Annotated in this window: 25 protein-coding genes; 11 read left to right on the forward strand and 14 right to left on the reverse strand. The window is 63.1% G+C overall.

Translation table 11 applies throughout. The features are described 5' to 3' along the window. Nucleotides 1–7: 7 nt before the first annotated feature. The 6 genes from NKI64_RS04020 to mdh all read right to left on the reverse strand — a co-directional run bounded on the left by NKI64_RS04020 (nucleotide 8) and on the right by mdh (nucleotide 7,096). On the reverse strand, nucleotides 8–2,995 hold the full coding sequence (locus NKI64_RS04020; RefSeq protein ID WP_352666555.1) for a 2-oxoglutarate dehydrogenase E1 component: 2,988 nt from the start codon (nucleotides 2,993–2,995) through the stop codon (nucleotides 8–10). Between the two features lie 128 nt (nucleotides 2,996–3,123). After that, nucleotides 3,124–4,029 carry a succinate--CoA ligase subunit alpha gene (sucD, locus tag NKI64_RS04025; protein WP_023699237.1) on the reverse strand — a complete coding sequence of 302 codons (906 nt, stop codon included), beginning with the start codon at nucleotides 4,027–4,029 and terminating at the stop codon, nucleotides 3,124–3,126. Nucleotides 4,030–4,041: 12 nt separating this feature from the next. After that, entirely contained in the window at nucleotides 4,042–4,533 is a 492-nt protein-coding gene (locus tag NKI64_RS04030) for a DUF1579 family protein (RefSeq protein WP_023699238.1), read from the reverse strand. 3 nt (nucleotides 4,534–4,536) lie between these two features. Then, nucleotides 4,537–4,908, reverse strand: coding sequence for a cupin domain-containing protein (locus NKI64_RS04035; RefSeq protein WP_023706740.1), 372 nt, complete (start codon nucleotides 4,906–4,908; stop codon nucleotides 4,537–4,539). Between the two features lie 6 nt (nucleotides 4,909–4,914). After that, the gene (gene sucC / locus NKI64_RS04040) at nucleotides 4,915–6,108 is read right to left on the reverse strand and encodes an ADP-forming succinate--CoA ligase subunit beta (protein ID WP_023726041.1); all 1,194 of its coding nucleotides are present in this window, start codon (nucleotides 6,106–6,108) and stop codon (nucleotides 4,915–4,917) included. A gap of 19 nt (nucleotides 6,109–6,127) precedes the next feature. Beyond that, complete coding sequence (gene mdh, locus NKI64_RS04045; RefSeq protein ID WP_352666558.1) at nucleotides 6,128–7,096, reverse strand: malate dehydrogenase; 969 nt, start codon at nucleotides 7,094–7,096, stop codon at nucleotides 6,128–6,130. Between the two features lie 234 nt (nucleotides 7,097–7,330). On the opposite strand from mdh, the gene NKI64_RS04050 reads away from it, so the two are divergent. Further along, nucleotides 7,331–7,699, forward strand: coding sequence for a GNAT family N-acetyltransferase (locus NKI64_RS04050; protein ID WP_352666560.1), 369 nt, complete (start codon nucleotides 7,331–7,333; stop codon nucleotides 7,697–7,699). A gap of 266 nt (nucleotides 7,700–7,965) precedes the next feature. On the opposite strand, the gene zapE is transcribed toward NKI64_RS04050, so the two are convergent. Both zapE and NKI64_RS04060 read right to left on the reverse strand, forming a co-directional pair. Next, nucleotides 7,966–9,150 (reverse strand): cell division protein ZapE, encoded by a 1,185-nt coding sequence (zapE, locus tag NKI64_RS04055; protein ID WP_023821958.1) that lies wholly within the window; start codon nucleotides 9,148–9,150, stop codon nucleotides 7,966–7,968. A 184-nt stretch (nucleotides 9,151–9,334) separates the two neighbouring features. After that, entirely contained in the window at nucleotides 9,335–9,874 is a 540-nt protein-coding gene (locus NKI64_RS04060; protein WP_023687689.1) for a protease inhibitor Inh/omp19 family protein, read from the reverse strand. Between the two features lie 378 nt (nucleotides 9,875–10,252). Between NKI64_RS04060 and NKI64_RS04065 the strand changes: the two genes are divergently transcribed. The 8 genes from NKI64_RS04065 to NKI64_RS04100 all read left to right on the forward strand — a co-directional run bounded on the left by NKI64_RS04065 (nucleotide 10,253) and on the right by NKI64_RS04100 (nucleotide 17,439). After that, nucleotides 10,253–10,876 carry a hypothetical protein gene (locus NKI64_RS04065; RefSeq protein ID WP_352666563.1) on the forward strand — a complete coding sequence of 208 codons (624 nt, stop codon included), beginning with the start codon at nucleotides 10,253–10,255 and terminating at the stop codon, nucleotides 10,874–10,876. A gap of 98 nt (nucleotides 10,877–10,974) precedes the next feature. Then, nucleotides 10,975–11,136: a DUF1328 family protein gene (locus NKI64_RS04070; protein WP_023671746.1), complete on the forward strand. Its 162-nt coding sequence runs from the start codon at nucleotides 10,975–10,977 to the stop codon at nucleotides 11,134–11,136. A 73-nt stretch (nucleotides 11,137–11,209) separates the two neighbouring features. Next, nucleotides 11,210–12,094: a diaminopimelate epimerase gene (dapF, locus tag NKI64_RS04075; protein ID WP_023694521.1), complete on the forward strand. Its 885-nt coding sequence runs from the start codon at nucleotides 11,210–11,212 to the stop codon at nucleotides 12,092–12,094. Beyond that, nucleotides 12,094–13,413, forward strand: a complete 1,320-nt coding sequence (gene mtaB / locus NKI64_RS04080) for a tRNA (N(6)-L-threonylcarbamoyladenosine(37)-C(2))-methylthiotransferase MtaB (RefSeq protein ID WP_352666565.1) — start codon at nucleotides 12,094–12,096, stop codon at nucleotides 13,411–13,413. Before dapF ends, mtaB begins: the two co-directional genes overlap by 1 nt. Before the next feature lie 12 nt (nucleotides 13,414–13,425). After that, on the forward strand, nucleotides 13,426–15,417 hold the full coding sequence (gene ftsY, locus NKI64_RS04085) for a signal recognition particle-docking protein FtsY (protein ID WP_352666567.1): 1,992 nt from the start codon (nucleotides 13,426–13,428) through the stop codon (nucleotides 15,415–15,417). A gap of 61 nt (nucleotides 15,418–15,478) precedes the next feature. Next, on the forward strand, nucleotides 15,479–16,150 hold the full coding sequence (locus NKI64_RS04090) for a septation protein A (protein WP_023687683.1): 672 nt from the start codon (nucleotides 15,479–15,481) through the stop codon (nucleotides 16,148–16,150). Nucleotides 16,151–16,210: 60 nt separating this feature from the next. Continuing rightward, nucleotides 16,211–16,831 (forward strand): pyridoxamine 5'-phosphate oxidase family protein, encoded by a 621-nt coding sequence (locus tag NKI64_RS04095; RefSeq protein ID WP_023683854.1) that lies wholly within the window; start codon nucleotides 16,211–16,213, stop codon nucleotides 16,829–16,831. A gap of 59 nt (nucleotides 16,832–16,890) precedes the next feature. Beyond that, the gene (locus tag NKI64_RS04100) at nucleotides 16,891–17,439 is read left to right on the forward strand and encodes an NADPH-dependent FMN reductase (RefSeq protein ID WP_352666569.1); all 549 of its coding nucleotides are present in this window, start codon (nucleotides 16,891–16,893) and stop codon (nucleotides 17,437–17,439) included. An 83-nt stretch (nucleotides 17,440–17,522) separates the two neighbouring features. Here NKI64_RS04100 and NKI64_RS04105 read toward each other — a convergent pair whose 3' ends face one another. Then, a complete protein-coding gene (locus NKI64_RS04105; protein WP_023683852.1) occupies nucleotides 17,523–17,729 on the reverse strand; it encodes a tautomerase family protein in 207 nt (68 codons plus the stop codon). 164 nt (nucleotides 17,730–17,893) lie between these two features. Beyond that, complete coding sequence (locus tag NKI64_RS04110) at nucleotides 17,894–18,814, reverse strand: SMP-30/gluconolactonase/LRE family protein (RefSeq protein ID WP_023671738.1); 921 nt, start codon at nucleotides 18,812–18,814, stop codon at nucleotides 17,894–17,896. 286 nt (nucleotides 18,815–19,100) lie between these two features. On the opposite strand from NKI64_RS04110, the gene NKI64_RS04115 reads away from it, so the two are divergent. Then, nucleotides 19,101–19,268 carry a hypothetical protein gene (locus NKI64_RS04115; RefSeq protein WP_023671737.1) on the forward strand — a complete coding sequence of 56 codons (168 nt, stop codon included), beginning with the start codon at nucleotides 19,101–19,103 and terminating at the stop codon, nucleotides 19,266–19,268. Between the two features lie 185 nt (nucleotides 19,269–19,453). Here the strand turns inward: NKI64_RS04115 and NKI64_RS04120 are convergent, their stop codons facing one another. From NKI64_RS04120 to ccmA, 4 genes are all read right to left on the reverse strand, one after another. Beyond that, entirely contained in the window at nucleotides 19,454–20,035 is a 582-nt protein-coding gene (locus NKI64_RS04120) for a DsbE family thiol:disulfide interchange protein (RefSeq protein WP_023671736.1), read from the reverse strand. After that, nucleotides 20,032–20,223 (reverse strand): heme exporter protein CcmD, encoded by a 192-nt coding sequence (ccmD, locus tag NKI64_RS04125; protein ID WP_023671735.1) that lies wholly within the window; start codon nucleotides 20,221–20,223, stop codon nucleotides 20,032–20,034. Before ccmD ends, NKI64_RS04120 begins: the two co-directional genes overlap by 4 nt. Nucleotides 20,224–20,345: 122 nt before the next feature. Then, nucleotides 20,346–21,011: a heme exporter protein CcmB gene (ccmB, locus tag NKI64_RS04130; RefSeq protein WP_023698868.1), complete on the reverse strand. Its 666-nt coding sequence runs from the start codon at nucleotides 21,009–21,011 to the stop codon at nucleotides 20,346–20,348. A 229-nt stretch (nucleotides 21,012–21,240) separates the two neighbouring features. Continuing rightward, nucleotides 21,241–21,846, reverse strand: coding sequence for a heme ABC exporter ATP-binding protein CcmA (gene ccmA, locus NKI64_RS04135; protein WP_023671732.1), 606 nt, complete (start codon nucleotides 21,844–21,846; stop codon nucleotides 21,241–21,243). A 285-nt stretch (nucleotides 21,847–22,131) separates the two neighbouring features. Between ccmA and acnA the strand changes: the two genes are divergently transcribed. Further along, the gene (acnA, locus tag NKI64_RS04140) at nucleotides 22,132–24,822 is read left to right on the forward strand and encodes an aconitate hydratase AcnA (protein ID WP_352666572.1); all 2,691 of its coding nucleotides are present in this window, start codon (nucleotides 22,132–22,134) and stop codon (nucleotides 24,820–24,822) included. Nucleotides 24,823–24,958 lie beyond the last annotated feature (136 nt).

A 24,958-nucleotide genomic window follows, 5' to 3' on the forward strand; every position in this document is an offset into this window, starting at 1 on the left:
GTTTGTTCTATTCGCCGAGCGCGTCTTCGACCAGGGCAGCGAGCTGCGCCAAATGCTTCGACATCAGACCGGTCGCCGGCGATGCCGCCGCCGGACGTCCGGTATAGCGCACCCGCTGATGCTTGGCGTCGATATGAGCCAGCACCCATTCCAGATACGGATCGATGAACGACCAGGCGCCCATATTCTTGGGTTCCTCCTGGCACCACACCATCTCCGCATTGCGGAAGCGCGACAGCTCGGTGATCAGCGCCTTGGCCGGGAACGGGTAGAGCTGTTCGACGCGCAAGAGATAGATGTCGTTGATGCCGCGCTTCTCGCGTTCCTCGTACAGGTCGTAATAGACTTTGCCCGAGCACAGCACGACGCGGCGGATTTTGGAATCCTTGGTGAGCTTGATCGCCTGGTTTTGCAACAGCTGGGCATCGTCCCACAACAGCCGATGGAACGAGCTTTCGCCCGAAATCTCCGGCAGCGTCGACACTGCCCGCTTGTGGCGCAGCAGCGACTTCGGCGTCATCAGGATCAGCGGCTTGCGGAAGTCGCGCTTCAGCTGCCGGCGCAATATGTGGAAGTAGTTGGCCGGCGTGGTGCAGTTGGCGACTTGCATATTGTCTTCGGCGCAAAGCTGCAGAAAGCGCTCGAGCCGGGCCGAAGAATGCTCTGGACCCTGGCCCTCATAGCCATGCGGCAGCAGGCAGACCAGGCCTGACATTCTGAGCCACTTGCGCTCGCCCGACGAGATGAACTGGTCGAACACCACCTGGGCGCCGTTGGCGAAATCGCCGAACTGCGCTTCCCAGAGCGTCAGCGCCTTAGGCTCGGCCAGGCTGTAGCCATACTCGAAGCCGAGCACCGCCTCTTCCGACAGCATCGAGTTGATGACTTCGTAGCCGGCCTGTGCGGCCGAGAGATTGTTGAGCGGGATGTAGCGGGTCTCGTCGCGCTGGTCGTAGAGCACGGAATGGCGCTGCGAGAAGGTGCCGCGTTCTGAATCCTGGCCGGAGAGCCGGATCGGATTGCCGTCGAGCAGGATGGCGCCGAAGGCCAGCGCCTCGGCCGTCGACCAGTCGATGCCTTCGCCGGAGTCGATCGCCTGGCGGCGGTTTTCGAGGAAGCGGATGATGGTCTTGTGCGCCTCGAAACCTTTCGGCACCTCGGTCAGTTTCTTGCCGATGTCCTTCAGCACCTTGACCGGCACGGCGGTCTTGCCGCGGCGCTGTTCGTCCTGGTTGTCGGCGGTGCGCAAACCAGACCAGGCGCCGTCCAGCCAGTCGGCCTTGTTGGGCTTGTAGTGCTGGCCGACTTCCCATTCGGACTCCAGATGGGCGCGCCAGTCGGCCTTCATCTTGTCGAGTTCGGCCTGGCTGATATGGCCCTCGGCGATCAGCCGGTCGCCATAGATCTGCACCGTCGTCTTGTGGTTGCGGATGTTGGCGTACATGATCGGCTGCGTGAAGGCCGGTTCGTCGCCCTCATTGTGGCCGAAGCGGCGATAGCAGAACATGTCCACCACCACCGGCTTGTGGAACTTCATGCGAAATTCGATCGCCACCTTGGTGGCATGCACCACCGCTTCCGGGTCGTCGCCATTGACGTGGAAGATCGGCGCCTCGATCATCTTGGCGACGTCGGACGGATAGGGCGACGAGCGCGAGAAGCGCGGATTGGTGGTGAAGCCGATCTGGTTGTTGATGATGAAATGCAGCGTGCCGGCGACGCGGTGGCCGCGCAGGCCCGACAGGCCGAGAATTTCCGCGATTACGCCCTGGCCAGCAAAGGCGGCGTCGCCATGCAGAAGCAGCGGCAGCACCTTGGCGCGCTCTTCCAGCGGCACGATCTCCTCGCGGCTGCGGCCGAACAGATAGTCCTGCTTGGCGCGCGCCTTGCCCATCACAACCGGATCGACGATTTCCAGATGCGAAGGATTGGCGGTCAGCGACAGATGCACCTTGTTGCCGTCGAATTCGCGGTCCGACGAGGCGCCGAGATGGTACTTGACGTCGCCCGAGCCCTCGACCTCGTCAGGAGCGGCCGAGCCGCCCTTGAATTCGTGGAAGATGGCGCGATGCGGTTTGGCCATCACCTGGGACAGCACGTTCAGCCGGCCGCGATGCGCCATGCCGAGCACGATCTCCTTCATGCCGAGCTGGCCGCCGCGCTTGATGATCTGCTCCAGCGCCGGGATCAGGCCTTCGCTGCCATCGAGGCCGAAGCGCTTGGTACCCTTGTACTTGACATCGATGAACTGCTCGAAGCCTTCGGCCTCGACCAGCTTCTGCAGGATCGCTTTTTTTCCCGTAGCGGTGAAGGAAATCTCCTTGTCGGCACCCTCGATGCGCGCCTGGATCCAGGCCTTCTCCTCGGGGTCGGAAATGTGCATGAACTCGACACCGAGCGTCGAGCAATAGGTGCGGGTCAGGATCTCCAGCATCTGCCGGATGGTGCCGAATTCGAGGCCGAGCACATTGTCGAGGAAGATCGGCCGGTCGTAGTCGGCTGCGGTGAAACCGTAATTCTCCGGGGACAGCTCGTTATAGTCCTCAAGCGGCTTGGCGATGCCGAGCGGGTCGAGATTGGCATGCAGATGGCCGCGCATGCGGAAGGCGCGGATCATCATGATGGCGCGCACCGAATCGCGCGTCGCCTGATGCACGTCGGCATCCGACAGCACGACGCCATTGGTGACCGCCTTGTCCTTGACCTTCTTTTCCAGATGCTTCTCGACGATGCCCCAATTGCCGTCGAGCGCCGACACCAGTTCGCCATTGGCCTGCAGCGGCCAGGAGGGCTTTGCCCAGGAAGCGCCCTTGGCGTTCTTGCGCACATCGCCGGCGTCGTCCTTCAGCCCGGCGAAAAAATCCTGCCATTCGGGGTTTACCGACTCTGGATCATCCTCATAGGACGCGTACAGCGCGTCGATATAGTCGGCATTGCCGCCATAGAGGAAAGAGGTGAGCGAAAATTGGTCGTTGGCCTGATCTTGTCTTGCCATTTTTGTCCGCGGAGCCTGGCTCCGTCTCCTTTTCAAAAGCGAATAGTGAGTAGCGAATAGCGAGTAGGGATTTTTCCCGGGTCGCGCCGTTACTCTCTTTTCCCTATTCGCTATTCACTACTCGCTACTCACTTGGCCTTGATCGCCTCGACCAGCGTCGTGCCCAGACGCGCCGGCGATGGCGATACTTTAATGCCGGCCGATTCCATCGCCGCGATCTTGTCTTCCGCGCCGCCCTTGCCGCCGGAGATGACCGCGCCCGCATGGCCCATGGTGCGACCGGCCGGCGCGGTGCGCCCGGCGATGAAGCCCGCCATCGGCTTTTTGCGGCCGCGTTTGGCCTCGTCCTTGAGGAACTGCGCGGCGTCTTCCTCGGCCGAACCGCCGATCTCGCCGATCATGATGATCGACTTGGTCTCGTCGTCGGCGAGGAACATCTCGAGCACGTCGATGAACTCGGTGCCTTTGACGGGGTCGCCGCCGATACCGACGGCGGTCGTCTGGCCGAGGCCGACATTTGTGGTCTGGAACACTGCCTCATAGGTAAGCGTTCCCGAGCGCGAAACAACGCCGACCGAGCCTTTGCGGAAGATGTTGCCGGGCATGATGCCGATCTTGCATTCGTCGGGGGTGAGCACACCAGGGCAGTTCGGGCCGATCAGCCGCGAGGTCGAGCGGTCGAGCCGCGCCTTGACCCTGACCATGTCCATCACCGGAATGCCTTCGGTGATGCAGACGATCAGCGGGATCTCGGCTTCGATGGCTTCGAGGATGGCTTCGGCGGCGCCCGCCGGCGGCACATAGACGACCGAGGCGTTGGCGCCGGTCTTTTCCTTGCCCTCGGCGACCGAGGCGAAGATCGGCAGGTTTTCGCCCTTGGCGCCGGTCCAGGTCTCGCCACCCTTCTTTGGATGGATACCGCCCACCATCCTGGTGCCGTGATAGGCCAGCGCCTGTTCGGTGTGGAACGTGCCGGTCTTGCCGGTCAGGCCCTGCACCAGCACCTTGGTGTTCTTGTCGATGAGAATGGACATCGGAGCCCTTTTCTAAAAACCGTTGATCGAGGAAGGCGAGACGCGCCGGTAGACGCCGCTCACCATGTCTTGCCAGCTGTCGCTGCCGGCAGGTTTGAAATGCAATCGCATGCGGTAGGCATCGGCATTGTCGAAAATATATGTGACCCGCGCGGAACCGCGCGGCGACGACCGATCAAGAGTGAGCTCGCTGCCGTTCCATGCGCCTGTGGCCGGCGAGGCCGGCACAAAGCCCATGGAATCGAACTGGTGCATGGTGACGAGGCTGTTTTGCTGATCGAATCCGAACACTGAGTGCGAGCCGAACGAGACCGTGCCGTCGCGGCGCTGGCGATAGCGCTGCACCACGAACAGGCCGCCGAACTGTGCCTCCCCCAGCACCTCCGACGTCGCCGGTCCACCATCGGCCCATTGTGTTTCCGCCACCTCTTCCTCGCCGCGCCACGCGCCGACCAGCGCCTGCAGGCGCTGGTGATCGGCCGAGAGCAAGGAGAACGCGTTCATGGGTCAGAGCCGCTTCAGGTCGGAGACGGTGAGGTCGCTCTTGGCGTTGCCGGTGTTGAGCGTCGTTGCCGGCTCGAACATCAGCACCACCGGCTCGGCGGTCAGCGACCGCGGCCGGTGCTCGACGCCCTTCGGCACGACAATGAAATCGCCCTCGCCGAGCTCGACCGGGCCGTCGCGAAAATCGATGGCGATCTTGCCCCGCAGCACGAGAAAAGCCTCGTCCTCATGCTCGTGCGCATGCCAGTCGAAGGTCTCGCCGAACTTGGCGACCTTGGCCTGGCTGTCATTGACGTCGCCGGCAATATGCGGATCGAAGACCTTGGTGATCGTTCGATCCGCCGCCTCGACCAGGTTTATCTTGCGCGGAGGCATTCGCCTTCAGCCCTTCACCGCCGCCACGATCTTCTTGGCTGCGTCGTCGAGATCGTCGGCCGACACGACGTTGAGGCCGCTGTCGTTGATGATCTTCTTGCCGAGCTCGGCATTGGTGCCTTCAAGACGCACCACCAGCGGCACTTCCAGGCCGACTTCCTTGACTGCGGCAATGACGCCCTCGGCGATGATGTCGCACTTCATGATGCCGCCGAAGATGTTGATCAGTATGCCTTTGACGGCCGGATCCTTGGTGATGATCTTGAACGCCGCCGTCACCTTCTCCTTCGACGCGCCGCCGCCGACATCGAGGAAGTTGGCGGGCTCGGCGCCGTAGAGCTTGATGATGTCCATAGTCGCCATGGCGAGGCCGGCGCCATTGACCATGCAGCCGATATTGCCGTCGAGCGCGACATAGGCGAGGTCGTATTTCGACGCCTCGATCTCCTTCTCGTCCTCTTCGGTGGTGTCGCGCAATTCCATCAGTTCGGGGTGGCGAAACAGCGCGTTGTTGTCGAACGACACCTTGGCGTCCAGCACGCGCAGGCGGCCATTTTTCATCACGATCAGCGGGTTGACCTCGAGCAGGCTCATGTCCTTCTCGACAAAGGCCTTGTAGAGGATCGGGAACAGCGTGCCGGCATCCTTGGCGGCATCGCCGGTGAGGCCCAGCGCTTCCACCAATATGTCGACGTCGATGGTCGTCACGCCGGCCAGCGGATCGATGGCGCGGGTGATGATCTTTTCCGGTGTGTCGTGGGCGACGCCTTCAATGTCCATGCCGCCCTCGGTCGAGACGACGAAAGCGATGCGGCCGACCGAGCGGTCGACCAGGATCGACAGATAAAGCTCGCGATCGATGTCGGCGCCGTCCTCGATATAGAGGCGGTTGACCTGCTTGCCGGCGGGGCCGGTCTGCTTGGTCACCAGCGTGTGGCCGAGCATCTCATTGGCGTTGGCAACGACTTCGGCAACCGACTTAGCCAGCCGCACGCCGCCCTTTGCGTCGGGCGACAGTTCCTTGAACTTCCCCTTGCCGCGGCCGCCGGCATGGATTTGGCTCTTCACCACATAGAGCGGACCGGGAAGCGCTTGTGCCGCGGCTTCCGCTTCGCTTGCCTTGAACACCGGCACGCCTTCGGCCACCGGCGCGCCAAAGCTCTTCAGCAGCGCCTTGCCTTGATATTCATGGATGTTCATCTGGATGGTCTCCGGAGGATTATTTCGAGGCGAGATGCGGGGCGATCTTGACGCAGGCCTCGGTCAGGCCCTGCACCGTCGCCACCGAAGCGTCGAACATCTTCTGCTCGGCCTTGTTGAGGTCGATCTCGATGATGCGCTCGACGCCGCCGGCGCCGATGACCACGGGAACGCCTACATAGGTGCCCTTGACGCCATACTGACCCGAGAGATGCGCCGCACAAGGCAGCACACGCTTCTTGTCCTTGAGATAGGATTCCGCCATCGCGATGGCGGAGGCGGCCGGCGCATAGTAGGCCGAGCCGGTCTTCAAGAGGCCGACGATCTCGGCGCCGCCATCGCGGGTACGCTGCACGATCTGGTCGAGCTTTTCCTTCGAGGTCCAACCCATCTTGATCAGGTCGGGCAGCGGAATGCCCGACACCGTGGAATAGCGGATCATCGGCACCATGGTATCGCCGTGGCCGCCAAGCACGAAGGCGGTAACGTCCTCGACCGAGACCTTGAATTCCTCGGCTAGGAAATAGCGGAAGCGCGCGCTGTCGAGCACGCCGGCCATGCCGACGACATGGGTCTTGGGCAGGCCCGAAAACTTCTGCAGCGCCCAGACCATGGCGTCGAGCGGGTTGGTGATGCAGATGACGAAGGCCTTGGGTGCATATTTCTTCAGCCCGGCGCCGACCTGTTCCATGACCTTGAGGTTGATGCCGAGCAGATCGTCGCGGCTCATACCCGGCTTGCGCGGCACGCCGGCAGTGACGATGCAGACATCGGCGCCCTCGATCCCGGCATAATCATTGACGCCGGTCAGCCGGGAGTCAAAACCATCGACCGGCGAAGACTGCGCGATATCGAGCCCCTTGCCTTGCGGGATGCCCTCGGCAATATCGAACAGCACCACGTCGCCGAGGTCCTTGAGGCCGATCATGTGAGCGAGCGTGCCGCCGATCATGCCGGAGCCGATGAGCGCTATCTTGTTGCGTGCCATGTGAGGAAATTTTCCCTTTGTCTGTGACGACGCCCAAAATCCCTGGCGATCTGTTGACGGCGTCGAGGAAGAGGCCGGAATGCTATGGTCTCAGCTAGATTTCGCCGCATCCAGTAGCCCCGGTGGAAAATATATTCAATGGATTATTTTCGAGTGAATGATTTCAATCGGTTAGAAACATTGGGACTTACGTAAACGTCAAAGTTTGTAGGCCAGCTTGGGAGATTTTACACAATGAGCGTGGAAATCAGAAGACTATATCCAGGCGATGACGCCCTTGTGAAGCGCATCGCCGAGGACGTGTTCGACGAGCCGGTCCGGGCAGACAGGCTTGCTGCCTACCTCGCCTCATCATCAGGTCATCTCATGATCGTGGCATTGGCCGACGGCGTCGTCGACCAATGCCTCACAATCATCCACCGCCATCCCGACAAGGTCAACGGACTCTACATCGACGAAGTCGGCGTCTCACCCGCCTACCAGCGCCAAGGCATCGCGCGAAAAATGCTCGACGCGATGTTCGCGCTCGGCCGCGAGCAAAGGTTGCGGCGAAGCCTGTGTTGGAACCGAGCCGGACAATGTTCCATCGCGCGGGCTTTATGAAAACGCAAGGAGGAGCATGGGCAGGCGGAGTCGTTTGTGATGTATGTGTACGAGCTTTAGGCGTCGGCGGGACAGCGCCCCCTCTGCCTTGCCAGGCATCTCCCCCACGAGGGGGGAGATCGGACGTCACGCGACCTTTCGCCAATCTCCAATGGCCGCAGGAATGAGCGGAGCGCCGAAACCGCCAATCTCCCCCCGTGTGGGGGAGATGTCCGGCAGGACAGAGGGGGGCGCGAAGGATCACTACATATTACCTCTTCGAACCCTCAGACCTGCACTTCCGCCTTCGCCTTTTGCCGTTCCGCCCAGTCCTCCAGCCAATCCCGGCTCTGCATTTCGATCAGCCGCGAGGCCGTGCGCTCGAATTCGAACACCTCGTTGCCGCGCCTGGCCGTATAGAGCTCAGGGGGCGAGGCATCGGCGCTTACCACCAGCCGCGTGTGATGATCGTAGAGCGTGTCTATCAGGAGGATGAAGCGCTTGGCCTCGTTGCGCTTGCCTTCGCCCAGCACCGGCACGTGATCGATGAAGACGGTCGAGAAGCGGCCGGCAATCGCCAGAAAATCGCGCGCGCCGAGCGGCTTTTCGCAGAGATCGGCGAAGGAAAACCGCGCCGCATTGCCGGAAGCAGCCGGTATTCTCACCTGCCGCCCCTTGAGCGTCAGCGCGGTCTCGGCCGTTGCCGCCCCGTGCGTCATCGCCTGCCAGGCTTCGTCGAGCATACGATCGGCTTCGGCATCCGCCGGCGTGACATAGACAGGCGTGCGGGCGAGCTTTTCCAGCCTGTAGTCCTTGTCGGCATCAAGCGTCAGCACATGGGCGTGGCGCTCGAGAATGCTGATGAAGGGCAGGAAGAGCTGGCGGTTCAGCCCGTCGCGATAAAGGTCCTGCGGCGCGACATTCGAGGTGGCGACCAGAACCACGCCATTGGCGAACAGCGCCGAAAACAGCCGCGACAGGACCATCGCATCGGCAATGTCGGTGACCGAAAACTCATCGAAGCACAGCACCCAGGCCTGTTCGGCAAGCTGAAGCGCGACCGGCGGGATCGGGTCGTCCTCCTTGACGTCGCCGTTCTTGCGCGCCTGCCGGTGCTTCTGGATGCGGTCCTGCACATCGGCCATGAAGTCGTTGAAATGAACGCGGCGCTTGCGCCTGACCGGCAACAGCTCGAAGAACATATCCATCAGCATGGTCTTGCCGCGACCGACGCCGCCATGAATGTAGAGGCCCTTGACGACCTCGCGCGTCTCGCGCTTGCGGGCAAACAGCCAGCCGAGCGCGCTCGACTTGTGCGCCAGCCGCTTGACCGAGATCTCGTCGGTCAGCCGGTCGAGCGCGGCGGCGATGCGCTCCTGCGCAGGATCGCGCTCGATGGCGCCGGTTGCGACCAGATGGTCGTAGCGCTGCCTGACGGTCGCATGGGTCTGGAGGCCGTCACGCAGATGCATCGGTCACGTCACTTACTTTGAGCGGATTGCTCCAGGAAAGATCAGGGTGTGTTGCGGTTCAGGTCAGGCCGAGCCGAGAATGGTGGCTCCTGAGAACCGGAGCGGAGCGTACTTAAGTACGCACCGGAAGCGCAGGAAGCCGCCGTTCGCAGGCCGGCCTCACCTGAATATCAGCATACCCTGCCTACCTTGTAAGCGATATCGGCAAGCCGTTGGTAGTCTGGCCGTCGAATTTCGAACCGCCCGAGGAATAGAGCCGCGCCAGCGTGCCGCCATTCTCGTCATAGAGCGTCAGCTGCTTGCCGGCGACGTTCCACGATTTGATGCCGTCGATGGGCGGCGGGCAATGCAGCGGCCCGGCGCGGAAGCCGGCGCCGAATTTGGTCTGCGGCGTCGCCACCTTGCAGCTCTGTCCGGACACGCTGGCGTTCCAGACGCCGGCAACGCTCGCAGCGGTAAGGTCGGAGGCTCCGGCCGGCGCCGATCCGTCCGGCGGCAGCGAGGCGACCTGCGCGCCTGCCGGCGCGGTCGGGAATTGCGATGGGTCGGTGGTGCCCGGCGCTGCCGGGGGCGGCAGTTGGCTTCCGCTCACCGTGCCGGCGGGCGCGGGCTGCAGCGGGGCGGGCTGCTGGTCATCCATCGATGAAAAACGCGAGGTCGAACAGCCGCTCGCAACGAGCGCTGCCAGCGATACGGCCATCAGCCCGCTTCTCGAAAAAATCATTCAAACCTCCGTCGGATCCGGCTGGGGGGGGAAGCCGTCCGCACAATCTCACCCCTCACCAAGATGGAGAAGGTGGCGAAATTTCAACCCGATATGGTTAAAATAGGGTTTGCACCACGAATTGTTGTAAATTTGTCGCAAAATGGCTGGCGGACAAAAGGCATGTCTTCGCTCTAGCGCGGTTCCAACCGGTACATTGGTTGCGAAAGCGGCACCGGAGCCCGCAGCAGGTCGGCGCATCGGCGGTCGAGCGCAACTGCCGGCGCAAAACTGACTGAAGCGCTTGAGGCGCAAGGCCTGGCGCGTGAGCGGTTTCGCGCCTTGCGTCCGGGCGAGGTTTGGGACGTTCCCGAGATCGAGCGCGGCTGGAGTCTGCATTTGGCCGTTTACGGCACTGCCGTTTTAGCCGATGGTCTATCGCAACAGGGGGAACAGATGAAATCAATCTTGGCAGTTTTGATCGCGCTGGTAATTTCGACGCCGGCCGCTTTCGCGGGTGAAATCACCGATCGCGCCGCTGAAGCCGAAAAGGCACTGCAGGCGGGTGATGGCGCCGGCGCGCTGGACAAATTCCGCAGCGCCGAGGACGCTCTGTGGCAAGCGATGCCGCTTGGCGTGCAAAATGTGAAGCATATCATGTCGGCCAGCGGGTTCGGCGCCTACGCCGAGCGCCCGAACCATGTCTACAAGCCGGGCGAAGAGATTGTGCTTTATATGGAGCCGGTCGGTTACGGCTACGGCTCGGATGGGCTCGGCAACAACCAGATCGCGCTTTACGTTGACCTTACCGTGCTTTCCCAGTCGGGCGAGAAGCTGGGAACCGTCGAAAAGCTTGGTCGGGTCCAGCTCGCCTCGCGCTCGCATAACCGAGAGATGTTCTTCAAATTAAACGTCTCCCTGGATGGCGTTCCCCCGGGCAAATACCGCGCGGATTTCCTAATGCACGACGAGAACTCGCCAAAGACGGCGCCTTTCACGACCGACTTCGAGATTGCCGAATAGCGCGCCCAGTCGGAAAGAGCCTCGCGGCAACGGAACCAGAGCGCCGCAGATGCGTTCTTAAGCCGGCTGCAGGCCAGTCAATTTGCGAGGCATTGTCCATGATCAAATGGATCATCATTCTTCTGATCGTTGCTGCCGCCGCCAGCCTGCTCGGCATGCCGGCGCTGGCCGGTGCCGCCGCCACCGGCGCGCGCCTGCTGATCGGCATCGTTCTCGTCATCTTCCTGCTGATCGTACTCGGCGTTTTCGCGGTAACCTAGACGCAGCCCACACTGGTAATTCCCGCCCGTTTCCGCCATATAGCGGCGAAACGTACAGGAATTACCTCAGATCATGGCAGGCACTGCCCCCTTCGCCAAGATGAACGGCATCGGCAACGAAATCATCGTCGCCGACATGCGTGGCCGTGCCGATAGGGTCACGGCGGCGTCGGCTGTCGCGCTGAACGCCGATGCGGCGACCAGGTTCGACCAGATCATGGCGATCCACGATTCGCGCACGCCGGGCACCGCCTTTTACATCGACATCTTGAATTCCGACGGCTCGGGCGCGCAGGCCTGCGGCAACGGCATGCGCTGTGTCGTCCAGGCGCTGGCCGCCGAAACCGGCCAGAAGACTTTCACCTTCGAGACCCGCGCCGGCATCCTCAACGCCGTCGAACATGCCGACGGCACCATCTCGGTCGACATGGGCACTCCGCGCTTTGGCTGGCAGGACATTCCGCTGGCCGAGGAATTCCGCGACACCCGCATGATCGAGTTGCAGATCGGCCCCATCGACGCGCCGGTGCTGCATTCGCCTTCGGCTCTCTCGATGGGCAACCCTCACGCTATCTTCTGGGTCGACAACGATGTCTGGTCCTACGAACTCGAGCGTTTCGGCCCGCTGCTCGAAAACCATCCGATCTTCCCCGAGCGCGCCAACATCACCATCGCCCAGGTAACGTCGCCGGAGACGATGATCATCCGCACCTGGGAGCGCGGCGCCGGCCTGACCAAGGCTTGCGGCTCGGCCGCTTGCGCTTCCGTCGTCGCCGCTGCCCGCACCCGGCGCACCGGCCGCAGCGTTACGCTGATGACGCCCGGCGGCGGCTCGCTGCATGTGGAATGGCGCGACGACGACCACGTCATCCTGACCGGCGCTGCCGAATGGGAGTTTTCCGGCAATTTCGATCCGTCGACCGGCACCTGGGCCCGCGACACCGAAAGCGCGGCCTGATGTCTGCACTTGCCGATACCAAGGGCCCCAACTCCCAAGGCATAGACGTCGTCACCTTTGGCTGCCGTCTCAACACCTATGAATCCCAAGTGATGCGCCGCGAGGCCGAAAGTGCCGGCCTCGGCGCGCTCAAAGGCGGCGCCATTATCTTCAACACCTGCGCCGTCACCGCCGAAGCGGTGCGCCAGGCCAGGCAGTCGATCAGAAAGGCCCGCCGCGAAAATCCGGCGGCGCGCATCATCGTCACCGGCTGCGCCGCGCAAACCGAACCGCAGAATTTTGCCGCCATGGACGAGGTCGACCTCGTGCTTGGCAACGAAGAGAAGCTGAAGGCCAACTCCTACCGCGCGCTGCCGGATTTCGGCGTCAACGACAGCGAGAAGGCGCGCGTCAACGACATTTTCTCGGTGCGCGAGACCGCCGGCCATATGGTCGACGCCATCGAGGGCCGGGCGCGCGCTTTCGTGCAGGTGCAGAACGGCTGCGACCACCGCTGCACCTTCTGCATCATCCCATATGGGCGCGGCAATTCACGGTCGGTGCCGATGGGCGCCGTGGTCGAGCAGGTCAAGCGTCTGGCCGGCAACGGCTATGCCGAGATCGTGCTGACCGGCGTCGACATGACCAGCTTCGGCGCCGACCTGTCGGGTGCGCCCAAGCTGGGAAAGCTGGTGAAGACCATCCTGAAGCAGGTGCCCGACGTGAAGCGGCTGCGGCTGTCCTCAATCGATTCGATTGAGGCGGATGATGATCTGCTCGACGCCATCGCCACCGAACCCAGGCTGATGCCGCATCTGCATCTGTCGCTGCAATCGGGTGACGACATGATCCTGAAGCGCATGAAGCGCAGGCATTTGCGCGACCAGTCGATCCGCTTCTGCGAGGATGTGCGCAAGCTGCGCCCCGAAATCGTCTTCGGCGCCGACATCATCGCCGGCTTCCCGACCGAGACCGAGGAAATGTTTCAGAATTCGATAAAGATCGTCGAGGAATGTGGGCTGACGCACCTGCATGTCTTCCCGTTTTCGCCGCGCGAAGGCACGCCCGCCGCGCGCATGCCGCAGGTCCGCCGCGAACTGGTCAAGCAGCGCGCGGCCCAGCTGCGCGCCGCTGGTGAGACTGCGTATCGCCGCCATTTGTCGTCACTCCCGGGAACGCGCCAGTCGATCCTGGTCGAGCGGGACGGCCTTGGCCGCACCGAAGGGTTCACGCTTGCCGCGCTAGGCACCGGCGCGCCGGGCGAGATCGTCGAGGCAGATATCACCGGCCATGACGGCGCGCGCCTGATAGCCTCGCCCCTCACTGCCCGCGCCGCCTGAGACGATTGAAGCATGGCCGGTTTTTTCAAGAACATATTTTCGTTCGGCAAGAAGGAAGTCGTCGAGGAGCGCATCGACGAAACCGCTCCCCTGCCGCCGATCAAATGGGATGCGCTTGAGGCGCTGAAGCCGGCGGCCGAGCAGGTCGTTCCGGAGTTCTTGAAGCGCGAGGAGCCCGAGCCGCCGACGCCCCACCCTCCCCTCGATGGGGAGGGTCGCCACGAAGTGGCGGGGAGGGGTGAGAGCGCCGACGCCGGCGCCACTCACCCCCACCCCCAAGCTTCGCTTGGGACCTCCCCCATCGAGGGGGAGGTAAAGCCTGCGCCGCAGTCGGCGCCAGAAGAACCGAAGCCCGAACCCGCGCCGACCATCCCGCCCGCGCCGGAACCGGTCGTCCCATCCGAGCCGGAACCGTTGCCGGAGCCCGCGCCGGTAGAAGAACCGCAGCCTGAGCCGGAGATACCCGAGCCGCCTGCACCGGAAGAAGTTCCTGCGCCGCCAGCCGTTCCGGAGCCGGCTCCCGAGCCGCAGCCCCAAGAAGTGCCGCCAGCGCCGGCCGAGCCGGAGATCGAACCATCGCGTCCGGAACCGCAGCTGGAGCCGGCTCCCGTCGAAGTGCCGACGCCTGCCGATACTCCAGCAGAACCGGCCGCCCCGATCGAAGTGCCGCAACCGTCCGCGCCGCCCGCACAGCCTACCTCAGAGGTCAGCGCCGCCCCTCATCCGCCTGCCGGCACCTTCTCCCCGTATAGCCACGGGGAGAAGGACGAGGCGACCCACCCTCCCCTCGATGGGGAGGGTCGACGCGAAGCGGCGCGGTGGGGTGACAGCGCTGACGCCAGCGCAAATCACCCCCACCCCCAAGCTTCGCTTGGGACCTCCCCCATCGAGGGGGAGGTAAAGCGCACTCCGGTCGAAGCCACACCCGCGCCGGTCGAAGTCCGGGCTGCCACGGCGGGGGTTGCGCCCATGCCTGAACCGGGTTTTCCGCCGACACCACAGCCGACACCGTCAGTCGGCAAAGTCACCGTCACCAAAAAGGTCGAGCAGAAAGCCGAGCCGCAAAAGGCGCCCGAACCGGCGCCGCGACGCTCCTGGTTCCAGCGCATGCGCGACGGGCTTGCCCGCTCCTCGAAAGAACTCACCGGCAACATCGCCGGCGTCTTCACCAAGCGCAAGCTCGACGAGGAGACGCTGCAGGATCTGGAGGACGTGCTGATCCGTGCCGATCTGGGCATGGAAACAGCCTTGCGCGTCACCGATGCCCTCGCTGCCAGCCGCTACGGCAAGGATGTCTCCGACGCGGATGTCCGCACCATCATGGCGGCCGAGGTGGAGAAGGTGCTGGCCCATGTCGCCATGCCGCTGGAGCTCGACCTGTCGCACAAGCCGCATGTCATTCTGGTGGTCGGCGTCAACGGCACCGGCAAGACCACGACCATCGGCAAGCTCGCCGCCAAACTGACCGATGGTGGCCTGTCGGTGATGCTGGCCGCCGGCGATACCTTTCGCGCTGCAGCCATCGAGCAGCTGAAGATCTGGGGCGAGAGGACGAAGTCTCCGGTCATCGCCTCGAAGATCGGCGCGGATGCCGCCGGCCTTGCCTACGACGCTTTCGAACGCGCCAAGGAGGCCGGCTCCGACGTACTGATCATCGACACCGCCGGCCGGCTGCAAAACAAGACCGAACTGATGGCGGAGCTGGAAAAGATCGTGCGCGTGCTGGGCAAGCTCGATCCGGAAGCGCCGCATACCGTGCTGCAGACGGTCGACGCCACCACCGGCCAGAATGCGCTCAATCAGGTCGAGATCTTCCGCAATGTCGCCGGCGTCAACGGCCTGGTGATGACCAAGCTGGACGGCACGGCGCGCGGCGGTATTCTGGTCGCGATCGCGGCAAAGCACAAACTGCCGGTCTACTTCATCGGCGTCGGCGAACAGGTCGACGACCTCGAACCATTCTCGGCCGGCGAATTCGCCAGGGCGATCGCCGGCGTAGCGTAACAGGCAATGATCCCGAAGAGCTGACGGCTTTTTGGACAAGATCATGCGTCAGAAGGAAGTCATGAACCCACCCATCCTCGAACGCGACCCGTCCGACCCGCGAAAGAAGAAAGAAAGCGTCAATCCGCTGCTCAAGCTGGTGCTGGAACTCGGGCCGCTGATGGTGTTCTTCTTCGCCAATGCACGCGGCGCCTGGCTGGTGCAGAAATTTCCTGTCCTGGCCGAATTCGGCGGGCCGATCTTCGTCGCCACCGGCCTTTTCATGGCGGCGACGGCGATCGCGCTGATCGCCTCCTGGCTGCTGCTGCGCACCTTGCCGATCATGCCGATGGTCTCGGGCGTCGTCGTCTTCATCTTCGGCGCGCTGACGCTCTATCTGCAGGACGACGTGTTCATCAAGATGAAGCCGACCATCGTCAACACCCTGTTCGGCGGCGTGCTGCTCGGCGGTCTGTATTTCGGCCGATCGCTGCTCGGCTATGTCTTCGATTCGGCCTTTCGCCTCGATGCCGAAGGCTGGCGCAAGCTGACTTTCCGCTGGGGCCTGTTCTTCCTGTTCCTGGCTCTTGCCAATGAAGTGGTGTGGCGGAATTTTTCCACCGACTTCTGGGTTACCTTCAAGGTCTGGGGCATCATGCCGATCACCCTGTTGTTCACCTTCAGCCAGATGCCGCTGATCCTGCACCATTCGATCGAGGATAAGGCCGAGAAGGTGGAAGAAGCCGGCAAGTAGAGCAATTCCAGGAAAAGTGTGAAGCCGTCCGGAATTGCGTCAGAATAAACGGAGACGGCCATGGAATTCGTCACCACGCGCGATGAACTGAGGACGATCTACAAGACCCCGCGGCCGACCGACACCTCGATGCGCAAGGAACTCAGGGCGCTCGACGGCCACTGCCGCTCTTTCATCGGCAAGAGCCCTTTCGTGCTGATCGGTTCTTCCGACGGCGCCGGCAATGCCGACGTGACGCCGAAAGGCGACAGACCGGGCTTTGCCCTTGTCCTCGACGACAGGACCATCGCCATTCCCGACCGGCCCGGCAACAACCGGCTGGACACGCTGGAAAACATCCTGCTCAACCCTTCGGTCGGGCTGCTTTTTCTCATCCCCGGCATGAACGAGACGCTGCGCATCAATGGCGACGCCCGCATAACCGTCGATGCCGGTTTGCGCGAGCGCCTCACCGTCGACGGCAAGCAACCGCAAAGCGTCGTCGTGGTGAGCGTCAAGGCCGCTTACATGCACTGCGCCAAGGCCTTCATGCGCTCCGAATTGTGGAAGCCGGACAGCTGGCACGACCGCGCGACGTTGCCGACGCTCGGTCAGATCCTGTCCGATCAGATGGCGCATGCCGAAACTGCCGACGATTTCGACCGCTCGCTGGACGAAGCCTACAGCAAGACCCTGTGGTAGATTTCGGGTACGATTCGCCATTGCGGTCCTTTGCCGGTTTTCCCTAGCCCTGTTTCCCCGTGATCGAACTCCTCGCCATCTCCGGCAGCCTGCGCGCCGCCTCGACCAATTCGGCGCTGCTGGCGGCGCTGTCCGCGAACGCGCCTTCGGATTGCCGCGTAACTGTCTATGACGGGCTCGGCCTGCTGCCGATCTTCAACCCGGATGACGAAGGCGAGCGCACACCGGCCGAGGCCATGCGGCTGATCGGGGCCGTCACCAGCGCCGATGGCATCATCGTCTCCTGCCCCGAATATGCCCATGGCGTGCCCGGCGGCATGAAAAACGCTCTCGACTGGCTGGTCTCGCGCGACGCCGCAGTCGGCAAGCCCGCCATGCTGGCCCACGCCTCCGCGCGCTCGCTCTATGCCCGCGCCGCGCTGGCCGAGATCATGCGCACCATGTCGTTCGCGCTTTGTGAGAATGCGGTTCTGGAGATTGCCTTGCTCGGCAAGAAACCGCCGGAGATAGAAGCGATCCTGGGAGAGGACGAGAACCTGCGGGCCATGCGCGAAGCGGTGCAGGTTTTCGCGAGTTTTATACGCGCAAACGTTGCCTCGTCATCCTAGGGCGGAGCAAGGAGCGAAGCGACGCGGCGCAGACCCTAGGATGACGAACGAAAGGGTGCGGCGCACCCCAACGTGCCGCTGTGCTACCCCTTCCGCAACGTCTCGACATCGGTCACACCGACATACCAGTCGCGCGCGTTGACCTCTTCGAACACCACCCAGACGTCGTCATTGCTAAGCCCGGTGGCGTCCATGATCGCCGCCGTGACCTTTTTGGCAATGTCGGCCTTCTTGCCAGCGGGATCAGCGGCGATCACTTCCTTGACGATGCGGATGTTGACGAATGGCATGACGTCCTCCCCTTGAATTGTGTCTGATACCGCCGCCGCTGGGCGGCTTCGAAATCCGCTCCGGCGAACCGCTTGGCGGTGGTTCCGCGGCCGCAGCGCTACAGGCGCCGCCGGCAGGCGCAGAAACGCCATCAAGGGCCGCCAGAGAAGCGTTTCCAGCAGCCTCAATACGTCTTCGCCCCGTTCACCATCAGCCGCACCATGTAGAGCGACGTGGTGCCGGCGATGTAGAGGCAGTTCAGCTTGTTGCCGCCGAACACGCAATTGGCGGTCACTTCCGGCACCTTGACCTTGCCGATCAGCGTGCCGTCGGGATCGTAGCAATGGATGCCGTCGGCGGCACTGGTCCAGATGCGGCCGGCCTCGTCGAGCCGGAAGCCGTCGAATAGACCGGCCGTGCAGTCAGCGAACACCTTCCCGCCCGAGACCTTCTTGCCGTGCTTGCCGACGTTGAAGACCCGCATATGCGCGGGGTTCTGCGCGCCATGGGTGCGGCCGGTGTCGACGACATAGAGCTGGCTTTCATCCAGTGAAAAGGCAAGCCCGTTCGGCCGGACCATGTCGGTGATGACGGCCTCGACCTCGCCCGTATCCGGATCGACCCGGTAGACATTGCAAGCGCCGATCTCGCTTTCGGCCTTGTCGCCCTCATAGTCGGTGTCGATGCCGTAGCTCGGATCGGTGAACCAGATCGAGCCGTCGGATTTCACGACCGCGTCATTGGGCGAATTCAGCCGCTTGCCTTTCCATTCGGCCGCGATGGTGGTGACGGAACCGTCATGCTCGGTGCGGCTGACGCGGCGGCCGGAATGCTCGCACGTCACCAGTCGGCCCTGGCGGTCGACGGTGTTGCCGTTGGAATTGCCGGAGGGCTGACGGAAGACGCTGACATTGCCGTCGGTCTCGTCATAGCGCAGCATGCGGTTGTTGGGGATGTCGGACCAGACGACATAGCGGCCGGCGGCGAACCAGGCCGGCCCTTCCGCCCACTGACATCCGGTAAACAGCTTTTCCACCTGGGCGTTGCCGTTGAACAGCCGCGCGAAACGCGGATCCAGAATTTCGTAATAGTCTGCGGTCGCCATGCATTTCCTCCGGGCATCACGTGACGCGCGGATCAAGCCAGCCTGCGGGCGCGATGGCAAGGTGGCGCAGGCGCAATTTGTAAGACAAAAGGTGCCCGGCCGGCATGGCCCGCCAGCCTGTCCGGCCGTTTATGGTGCTGGAGCGCTGTATTAACCCGCTATGCGCCCTGTGCAATGGTGCATTGCAACATCTTCTTTTTGCATCGCACCATTCCTATGTCATGGTGCGAACGACCAAGGGAGGAACAAATTCACCGCTGATATGCGGCACGAAAGGACCCTTGCTATGGCTTTTGACAACCTCTTCTCCCGCGCGCGCACCTCGATGGCCAAGCGCCGCCACTATAACCGCCTCGTCGCGGAAATCGAAAACCTGACGAGCCGCGATCTGGCCGACCTGCGCGCCGACCGCTCGGAAATGCTCTACCAGGTCCACAGGCAGATCTACGGCTGAGCATTTCAGACCTCAGCGGGGCACCGCCCCCTCACCCGGATTGCCAAACCGAATTGCATGAGCAATTCGGGCAATCCGACCTCTCCCCCCGGGGAGAGGAGCTAGCCTGTGCCGATGCTTCCCTCTTCTCCCCCACGGGGAGGAGGGGGCGCGTAGCGGCCCGATGAGGGGGCATGGCGCCAACGTCAGCTCGGTGCCGCGAGCGCCTTTTCAATCTGCGGCAACAGAACATCCCTCGCCGACTCCCCTGTCAGCGGCCCGACATGCTTGTAGGCAATCTTGCCGTCCTTGCCGATGACGAAGGTTTCCGGCACGCCGTAGACGCCCCAGTCGATGGCCGTGCGGCCGGCCTCGTCGACACCTATCGCCTGGAACGGATTGCCGAGATCACCAAGGAACCGGCGCGCGTTTTGCGCTTGGTCCTTGTAGTTTAGCGCGGCCATGACGAAGCGCTTGTCCTGCGACAGCTGCAAGAGCACCGGATGCTCTTCCCGGCACGGCGCGCACCACGATGCAAAGACGTTGACCAGCGTTACCTTGCCGGCGAAGGCTTTCGAATCCAGCCCGGGCAGGTTTGAACCTTCCAGCGCCGGCAGGTTGGTCTGCGGCGCCGGCAGGCCGATCAGCGCCGACGGCACTGCCGCCTCATCGCGTCCCGACAAAAGCTGCGACAGGAACAATCCGGCGAGGCCGAGAAAAACCAGCAGCGGCAACAGCACGATCAGGCGGCGGCGCGGCGACGCCGTCGTTTCGCTTTCCGTGCTCATGGCTTGCTGGCCCCAGTGCTGGCCCCAGTACCGGCTTTGTCCGAGCGACGCCGCACGCCGGCCGCTTCGAGGTCTGCCAGTTCGCGCTTGCGGGTCCGCTGGTCGAGCAGGATCCAGCCGATCAGCCCGGCCAGCACGATCACCGTGATGCCATAGGCGGCCGCGACATAGAGTGCGTGTGCACTCATGCGCTTCGCTCCCCTTCCACCGTCACTTCGTCGTGCTCGATCATGGCCTTCCCATGGCTTTGCGGCTTTCTTAGCTTTGCGGCTGGGGATTCGCAATTGATCGTCGCGCCGCAGCGGTCATATCAATCCGTTCCATGCCGCAGCGCCAGTGCTGCCGCCACCGGACCCAGCACGGCAAGAAACAGCGTCAGCGCGGCAAGAATGAGGAAGGGCTGCAGGAACGGATCAGGATCGGCCACCGCGCCGTAGCTCGCCGACACCCCGAAGATCAGCACCGGGATGGTCAGCGGCAGCACCAGCACCGAGATCAGCAGACCGCCACGCGGCAGCGCCACCGCCACCGCCGCCCCGACCGCGCCGATGAAAGTGATCGCCGGCGTGCCGACCAGCAGCGTGAGCGCGGTGGCGCCGATGCTGAGCGGCTCCATGTTCATGAACAGGCTCAGCAGAGGTGCCGCAACCACCAGCGGCAGAACGCTGCCCGCCCAATGCGCCAGGCACTTCACCAGCACCGTCAACGCCAGCATGTGGCGGTCATTGCCCAGCACCAGAAGATCGAGCGACCCGTCTTCGCGATCGGCCTGAAACAGCCGGTCGAGGCCGAGCAGGCAGGCGAGCAGAGCGCCGATCCAAAGGATCGCCGGACCGATGCGGGCGAGCAGCTTCAGGTCCGGTCCGACACCGAAGGGGATGGTGGCGATGACGGCGAGGAAGAAGATGACGCTGGTGAGCGCTCCGCCGCCGGCCCGGATGGAGAGGCGGATGTCGCGCAGGAAGAGGGCTAGCATTGCCAAGCCGCGCCTGCCGTTTGATCGCCATCTTGCCGAAGGTGGCGTTCCTTCACACCCCCCTCTGTCCTCCCGGACATCTCCCCCGCAAGGGGGGAGATTGGCAGCTCCGTTGCTGACGCCTCTTTTTCAATGCCGGTGATTGGCGAAAGCCGGCATGACATCTGATCTCCCCCCCTGCGGGGGAGATGCCCGGCAGGGCAGAGGGGGGTGGGCGGGAATGCCGACATCACCCTGTTGCTCCCATCCTCAATTCCTTCGCCCCATCCAATCCCAGCGGCAAGTGCGTCGCCGCGACAATAATCCCGCCCTCCGCGCAATGCCTCGTCATCAGCCCCGCAAACCGCGCCTCCGAAGCCTTGTCCAGCCCAGCCGTCGGCTCATCCAGCAGCCACAGCGGCTTATGACTGACCAGCAATTTCGCAATCGCCGCGCGCCGCCTTTGCCCGGTCGACAGATAGCCGAAAGGCAGATGGCCGATGCCGCCGAGACCAACCGTCTCCAGCGCCTCTCCGACACCCAACTGCCCATCGCCGTTGAAATCGCGCCAGAAGCGCAGATCCTCCGCCACGCTGAGCGCCGTCTTCATTGCATTGAGGTGGCCGAGATAGTGGACCGCCGAAGCGATCGTCGGAAACCTCTCGCCGCCCTCGATGCGCACATCGCCTTGCGCCTTCGGCAGCAGCCCGGCGATGACCCTGAGCAGCGTCGATTTGCCCGAGCCGTTCGGCCCGGTGACGACCAGCACCTGGCCCTTGTCGAGCGCAAAACCGATGCCGGAAAAGACCGTCTCGCCGCCGCGTTCGCCGCCCAGATTTTCGGCAATCAGCCGCATGCCTGCCCGTCCCGAAAACTTTACCGCGCGATAGCTGCCGCATCGCACAAATTTGCTCCGCAACTGTCTAGAACTATTCCAGAAAATTCTCTATATGCGGGACATCCGTGCCAGCGGTCGGCACGGGAACAGAATTTGCGCCGAACCAGCGCACGCGCCGCCTTGAACGGCTCGGGTTGGCTGGGAACGGACAGCGGAAATGGCCGTACCCGCACCTTTGCGCGTGATTGCATGCCCATCGGCGTCCGTTCCCTTTCAGGCTGAACAGACAAGGACGGACCGCACGTGTCAAAATCCCTCGACAGTTTCAATTGCCGCCGCACCCTCACCGTGGGTGGCGCGGACTATGTCTATTACAATCTGGTCGAGGCCGAGAGGAACGGCCTCACCGGCATTGCCCAGCTGCCTTATTCGATGAAGGTGCTGCTGGAAAACCTTTTGCGCAATGAAGACGGCCGCTCCGTCACCAAGGACTCTATCCAGGCTGTTGCCGGCTGGCTGACCGACAAGGGCACCGCCGGCGTCGAGATCGCCTATCGCCCCGCGCGTGTCCTGATGCAGGATTTCACCGGCGTCCCGGCGGTGGTCGACTTGGCCGCCATGCGCGACGGCCTCAAGGCGCTCGGCGGCGATCCGCAGAAGATCAATCCGCTGGTGCCGGTCGACCTCGTCATCGACCACTCCGTCATCGTCGACGAATTCGGCACGCCACTGGCCTTTGCCAGGAATGTCGAGCTCGAATATGAGCGCAACGAAGAGCGCTATAAATTCCTGAAATGGGGCCAGCAGGCGTTCCGCAATTTTCGCGTCGTGCCGCCCGGCACCGGCATCTGCCATCAGGTCAACCTCGAATATCTCGGTCAGGTCGTCTGGACCAACACGGAAGACGGCGGAACGACCGCCTATCCCGACACCTGCGTCGGCACCGATTCGCACACCACTATGATCAACGGCCTTGGCGTGCTCGGCTGGGGCGTCGGCGGTATCGAGGCCGAGGCGGCGATGCTCGGCCAGCCGGTTTCCATGCTGTTGCCCGAAGTCATCGGCTTCCGCCTTACCGGCAAGCTCAGGGAGGGCATCACCGCCACCGACCTCGTACTGACCGTCACCCAGATGCTGCGCAAGAAGGGCGTCGTCGGCAAGTTCGTCGAGTTCTTCGGCCCGGGCCTGTCCAACATGACGCTGGCCGACCGCGCCACCATCGGCAATATGGCGCCCGAGTATGGCGCCACCTGCGGCTTCTTCCCGGTCGACGGCGAGACCATCCGCTACCTCACAATGTCGGGCCGCGAGGAAAGCCGCATCGCCCTGGTCGAGGCCTATTCCAAGGCGCAAGGCATGTGGCGTGACGCCGGCTCGGCCGACCCTGTCTTCACTGACCTGCTCGAACTCGAGCTCGACAGCGTCGTGCCGTCGATGGCAGGTCCCAAGCGCCCCGAAGGCCGCGTTCCGCTCGAAGGCATTCCGGCCGGCTTCGCAAAGGCGATGGAAACCGAGTACAAGAAGGCTGCCGAAATCCACAAGCGCTATGCCGTCGAAGGCACCGACCATGATCTCGGTCATGGCGATGTCGTCATTGCCGCCATCACGTCCTGCACCAACACCTCGAATCCGAGTGTGCTGATCGGCGCCGGCCTTTTGGCGCGCAACGCCAACCGGCTCGGCCTCAAGCAGAAGCCGTGGGTGAAGACCTCGCTGGCGCCGGGCAGCCAGGTGGTCGCCGAATATCTGGAAAAGTCCGGCCTGCAGAAGGAGCTCGACCAGATCGGCTTCAACCTGGTTGGTTTCGGCTGCACCACCTGCATCGGCAATTCCGGCCCGCTGCCGGCGCCGATCTCCAAGACCATCAACGATAAGGGCCTGATCGCCGCCGCAGTGCTCTCCGGCAACCGCAACTTCGAAGGCCGTGTTTCACCTGACGTGCAGGCGAACTATCTGGCGTCGCCGCCGCTGGTGGTAGCCCATGCTTTGGCCGGCACCGTCACCAAGGACCTGACCACCGAGCCACTCGGCGAAGGCCGCGACGGCAAGCCGGTCTATCTCAGGGATATCTGGCCGAGTTCGGCCGAGATCCAGGAGTTCATCGAGAAGAACGTCACACGTGAGCTATTCGCCCGCAAATATGCCGACGTCTTCAAGGGCGACGAATACTGGCAGAACGTCAAGGCGCCGGAAGGCCAGACCTATGCCTGGGACGACAACTCGACCTATGTGCAGAACCCGCCTTATTTCGCCGGCATGACCTCCGGTTTCGGCAAGATCGGCGACATCAAGGGCGCGCGCGTGCTCGGCCTGTTCGGCGACAAGATCACCACCGATCACATCTCACCGGCGGGTTCGATCAAGGCCGCTTCCCCGGCCGGCAAATACCTCACCGACCATGGCGTCGGCGTTGCCGACTTCAACCAGTACGGCACAAGGCGCGGCAACCATGAGGTGATGATGCGCGGCACCTTCGCCAACATCCGCATCCGCAACCACATGCTGGGCGAGAACGGCCGCGAGGGCGGCTACACCATCCACTACCCGTCGAAGGAAGAGGAATCGATCTACGACGCGGCGATGAGATACAAAAAGGAAGGCGTGCCGCTGGTCATCTTCGCCGGCGTCGAATACGGCAACGGCTCCTCGCGCGACTGGGCAGCTAAAGGAACGTATCTCCTCGGTGTCCGTGCCGTCATCGCCCAGTCCTTCGAGCGCATCCATCGCTCCAACCTAGTCGGCATGGGCGTCATCCCCTTCGTCTTCGAGGAAGGCACCTCATGGGCCTCGCTCAACCTCAAGGGTGACGAGCTGGTCGAGATCGACGGCATAAGCACCATCAAGCCACGCCAGACGATGATCGCCAAGGTGACCTATGGCGACGGCACCGTGAAGAACGTGCCGATCATCTGCCGCATCGATACGCTGGACGAACTCGACTACTTCAAGAATGGCGGCATTTTGCAATACGTGCTGCGCGATCTGGCCGCGTAGCGGCCAGGGCTTAGGCAGTAGGGATTGGGCGGTAGCGGGGAACGACATCCCCTACTCCCTACTCCCTACTCCCTACTCCCTACTCCCTACTCCCTACTCCCTACTCCCAGTCTTCCAAAGCATTGCCCGACCCGAT

This window comes from Mesorhizobium sp. M0478 (genome assembly GCF_040321305.1).
In the GTDB taxonomy this organism is placed as follows: domain Bacteria; phylum Pseudomonadota; class Alphaproteobacteria; order Rhizobiales; family Rhizobiaceae; genus Mesorhizobium.

Bases quoted from the DNA above. Each gene is read 5' to 3' on its own strand.
- ccmA (WP_023671732.1), bottom strand. From the start codon at position 21,846: ATGCGGCTGATTGCCGAAAATCTGGGCGGCGAACGCGGCGGCGAGACG.
- mtaB (WP_352666565.1), top strand. From the start codon at position 12,094: ATGTCTGCACTTGCCGATACCAAGGGCCCCAACTCCCAAGGCATAGAC.
- NKI64_RS04110 (WP_023671738.1), bottom strand. From the start codon at position 18,814: ATGGCGACCGCAGACTATTACGAAATTCTGGATCCGCGTTTCGCGCGG.
- NKI64_RS04060 (WP_023687689.1), bottom strand. From the start codon at position 9,874: ATGATTTTTTCGAGAAGCGGGCTGATGGCCGTATCGCTGGCAGCGCTC.
- NKI64_RS04120 (WP_023671736.1), bottom strand. From the start codon at position 20,035: ATGAGCACGGAAAGCGAAACGACGGCGTCGCCGCGCCGCCGCCTGATC.
- NKI64_RS04090 (WP_023687683.1), top strand. From the start codon at position 15,479: ATGAACCCACCCATCCTCGAACGCGACCCGTCCGACCCGCGAAAGAAG.
- NKI64_RS04030 (WP_023699238.1), bottom strand. From the start codon at position 4,533: ATGAACGCGTTCTCCTTGCTCTCGGCCGATCACCAGCGCCTGCAGGCG.
- zapE (WP_023821958.1), bottom strand. From the start codon at position 9,150: ATGCATCTGCGTGACGGCCTCCAGACCCATGCGACCGTCAGGCAGCGC.
- NKI64_RS04020 (WP_352666555.1), bottom strand. From the start codon at position 2,995: ATGGCAAGACAAGATCAGGCCAACGACCAATTTTCGCTCACCTCTTTC.
- ccmB (WP_023698868.1), bottom strand. From the start codon at position 21,011: ATGCTAGCCCTCTTCCTGCGCGACATCCGCCTCTCCATCCGGGCCGGC.
- ftsY (WP_352666567.1), top strand. From the start codon at position 13,426: ATGGCCGGTTTTTTCAAGAACATATTTTCGTTCGGCAAGAAGGAAGTC.
- sucD (WP_023699237.1), bottom strand. From the start codon at position 4,029: ATGTCCATTCTCATCGACAAGAACACCAAGGTGCTGGTGCAGGGCCTG.
- NKI64_RS04105 (WP_023683852.1), bottom strand. From the start codon at position 17,729: ATGCCATTCGTCAACATCCGCATCGTCAAGGAAGTGATCGCCGCTGAT.
- NKI64_RS04095 (WP_023683854.1), top strand. From the start codon at position 16,211: ATGGAATTCGTCACCACGCGCGATGAACTGAGGACGATCTACAAGACC.
- NKI64_RS04035 (WP_023706740.1), bottom strand. From the start codon at position 4,908: ATGCCTCCGCGCAAGATAAACCTGGTCGAGGCGGCGGATCGAACGATC.
- NKI64_RS04070 (WP_023671746.1), top strand. From the start codon at position 10,975: ATGATCAAATGGATCATCATTCTTCTGATCGTTGCTGCCGCCGCCAGC.
- dapF (WP_023694521.1), top strand. From the start codon at position 11,210: ATGGCAGGCACTGCCCCCTTCGCCAAGATGAACGGCATCGGCAACGAA.
- mdh (WP_352666558.1), bottom strand. From the start codon at position 7,096: ATGGCACGCAACAAGATAGCGCTCATCGGCTCCGGCATGATCGGCGGC.
- NKI64_RS04050 (WP_352666560.1), top strand. From the start codon at position 7,331: ATGAGCGTGGAAATCAGAAGACTATATCCAGGCGATGACGCCCTTGTG.
- sucC (WP_023726041.1), bottom strand. From the start codon at position 6,108: ATGAACATCCATGAATATCAAGGCAAGGCGCTGCTGAAGAGCTTTGGC.
- ccmD (WP_023671735.1), bottom strand. From the start codon at position 20,223: ATGAGTGCACACGCACTCTATGTCGCGGCCGCCTATGGCATCACGGTG.
- NKI64_RS04115 (WP_023671737.1), top strand. From the start codon at position 19,101: ATGGCTTTTGACAACCTCTTCTCCCGCGCGCGCACCTCGATGGCCAAG.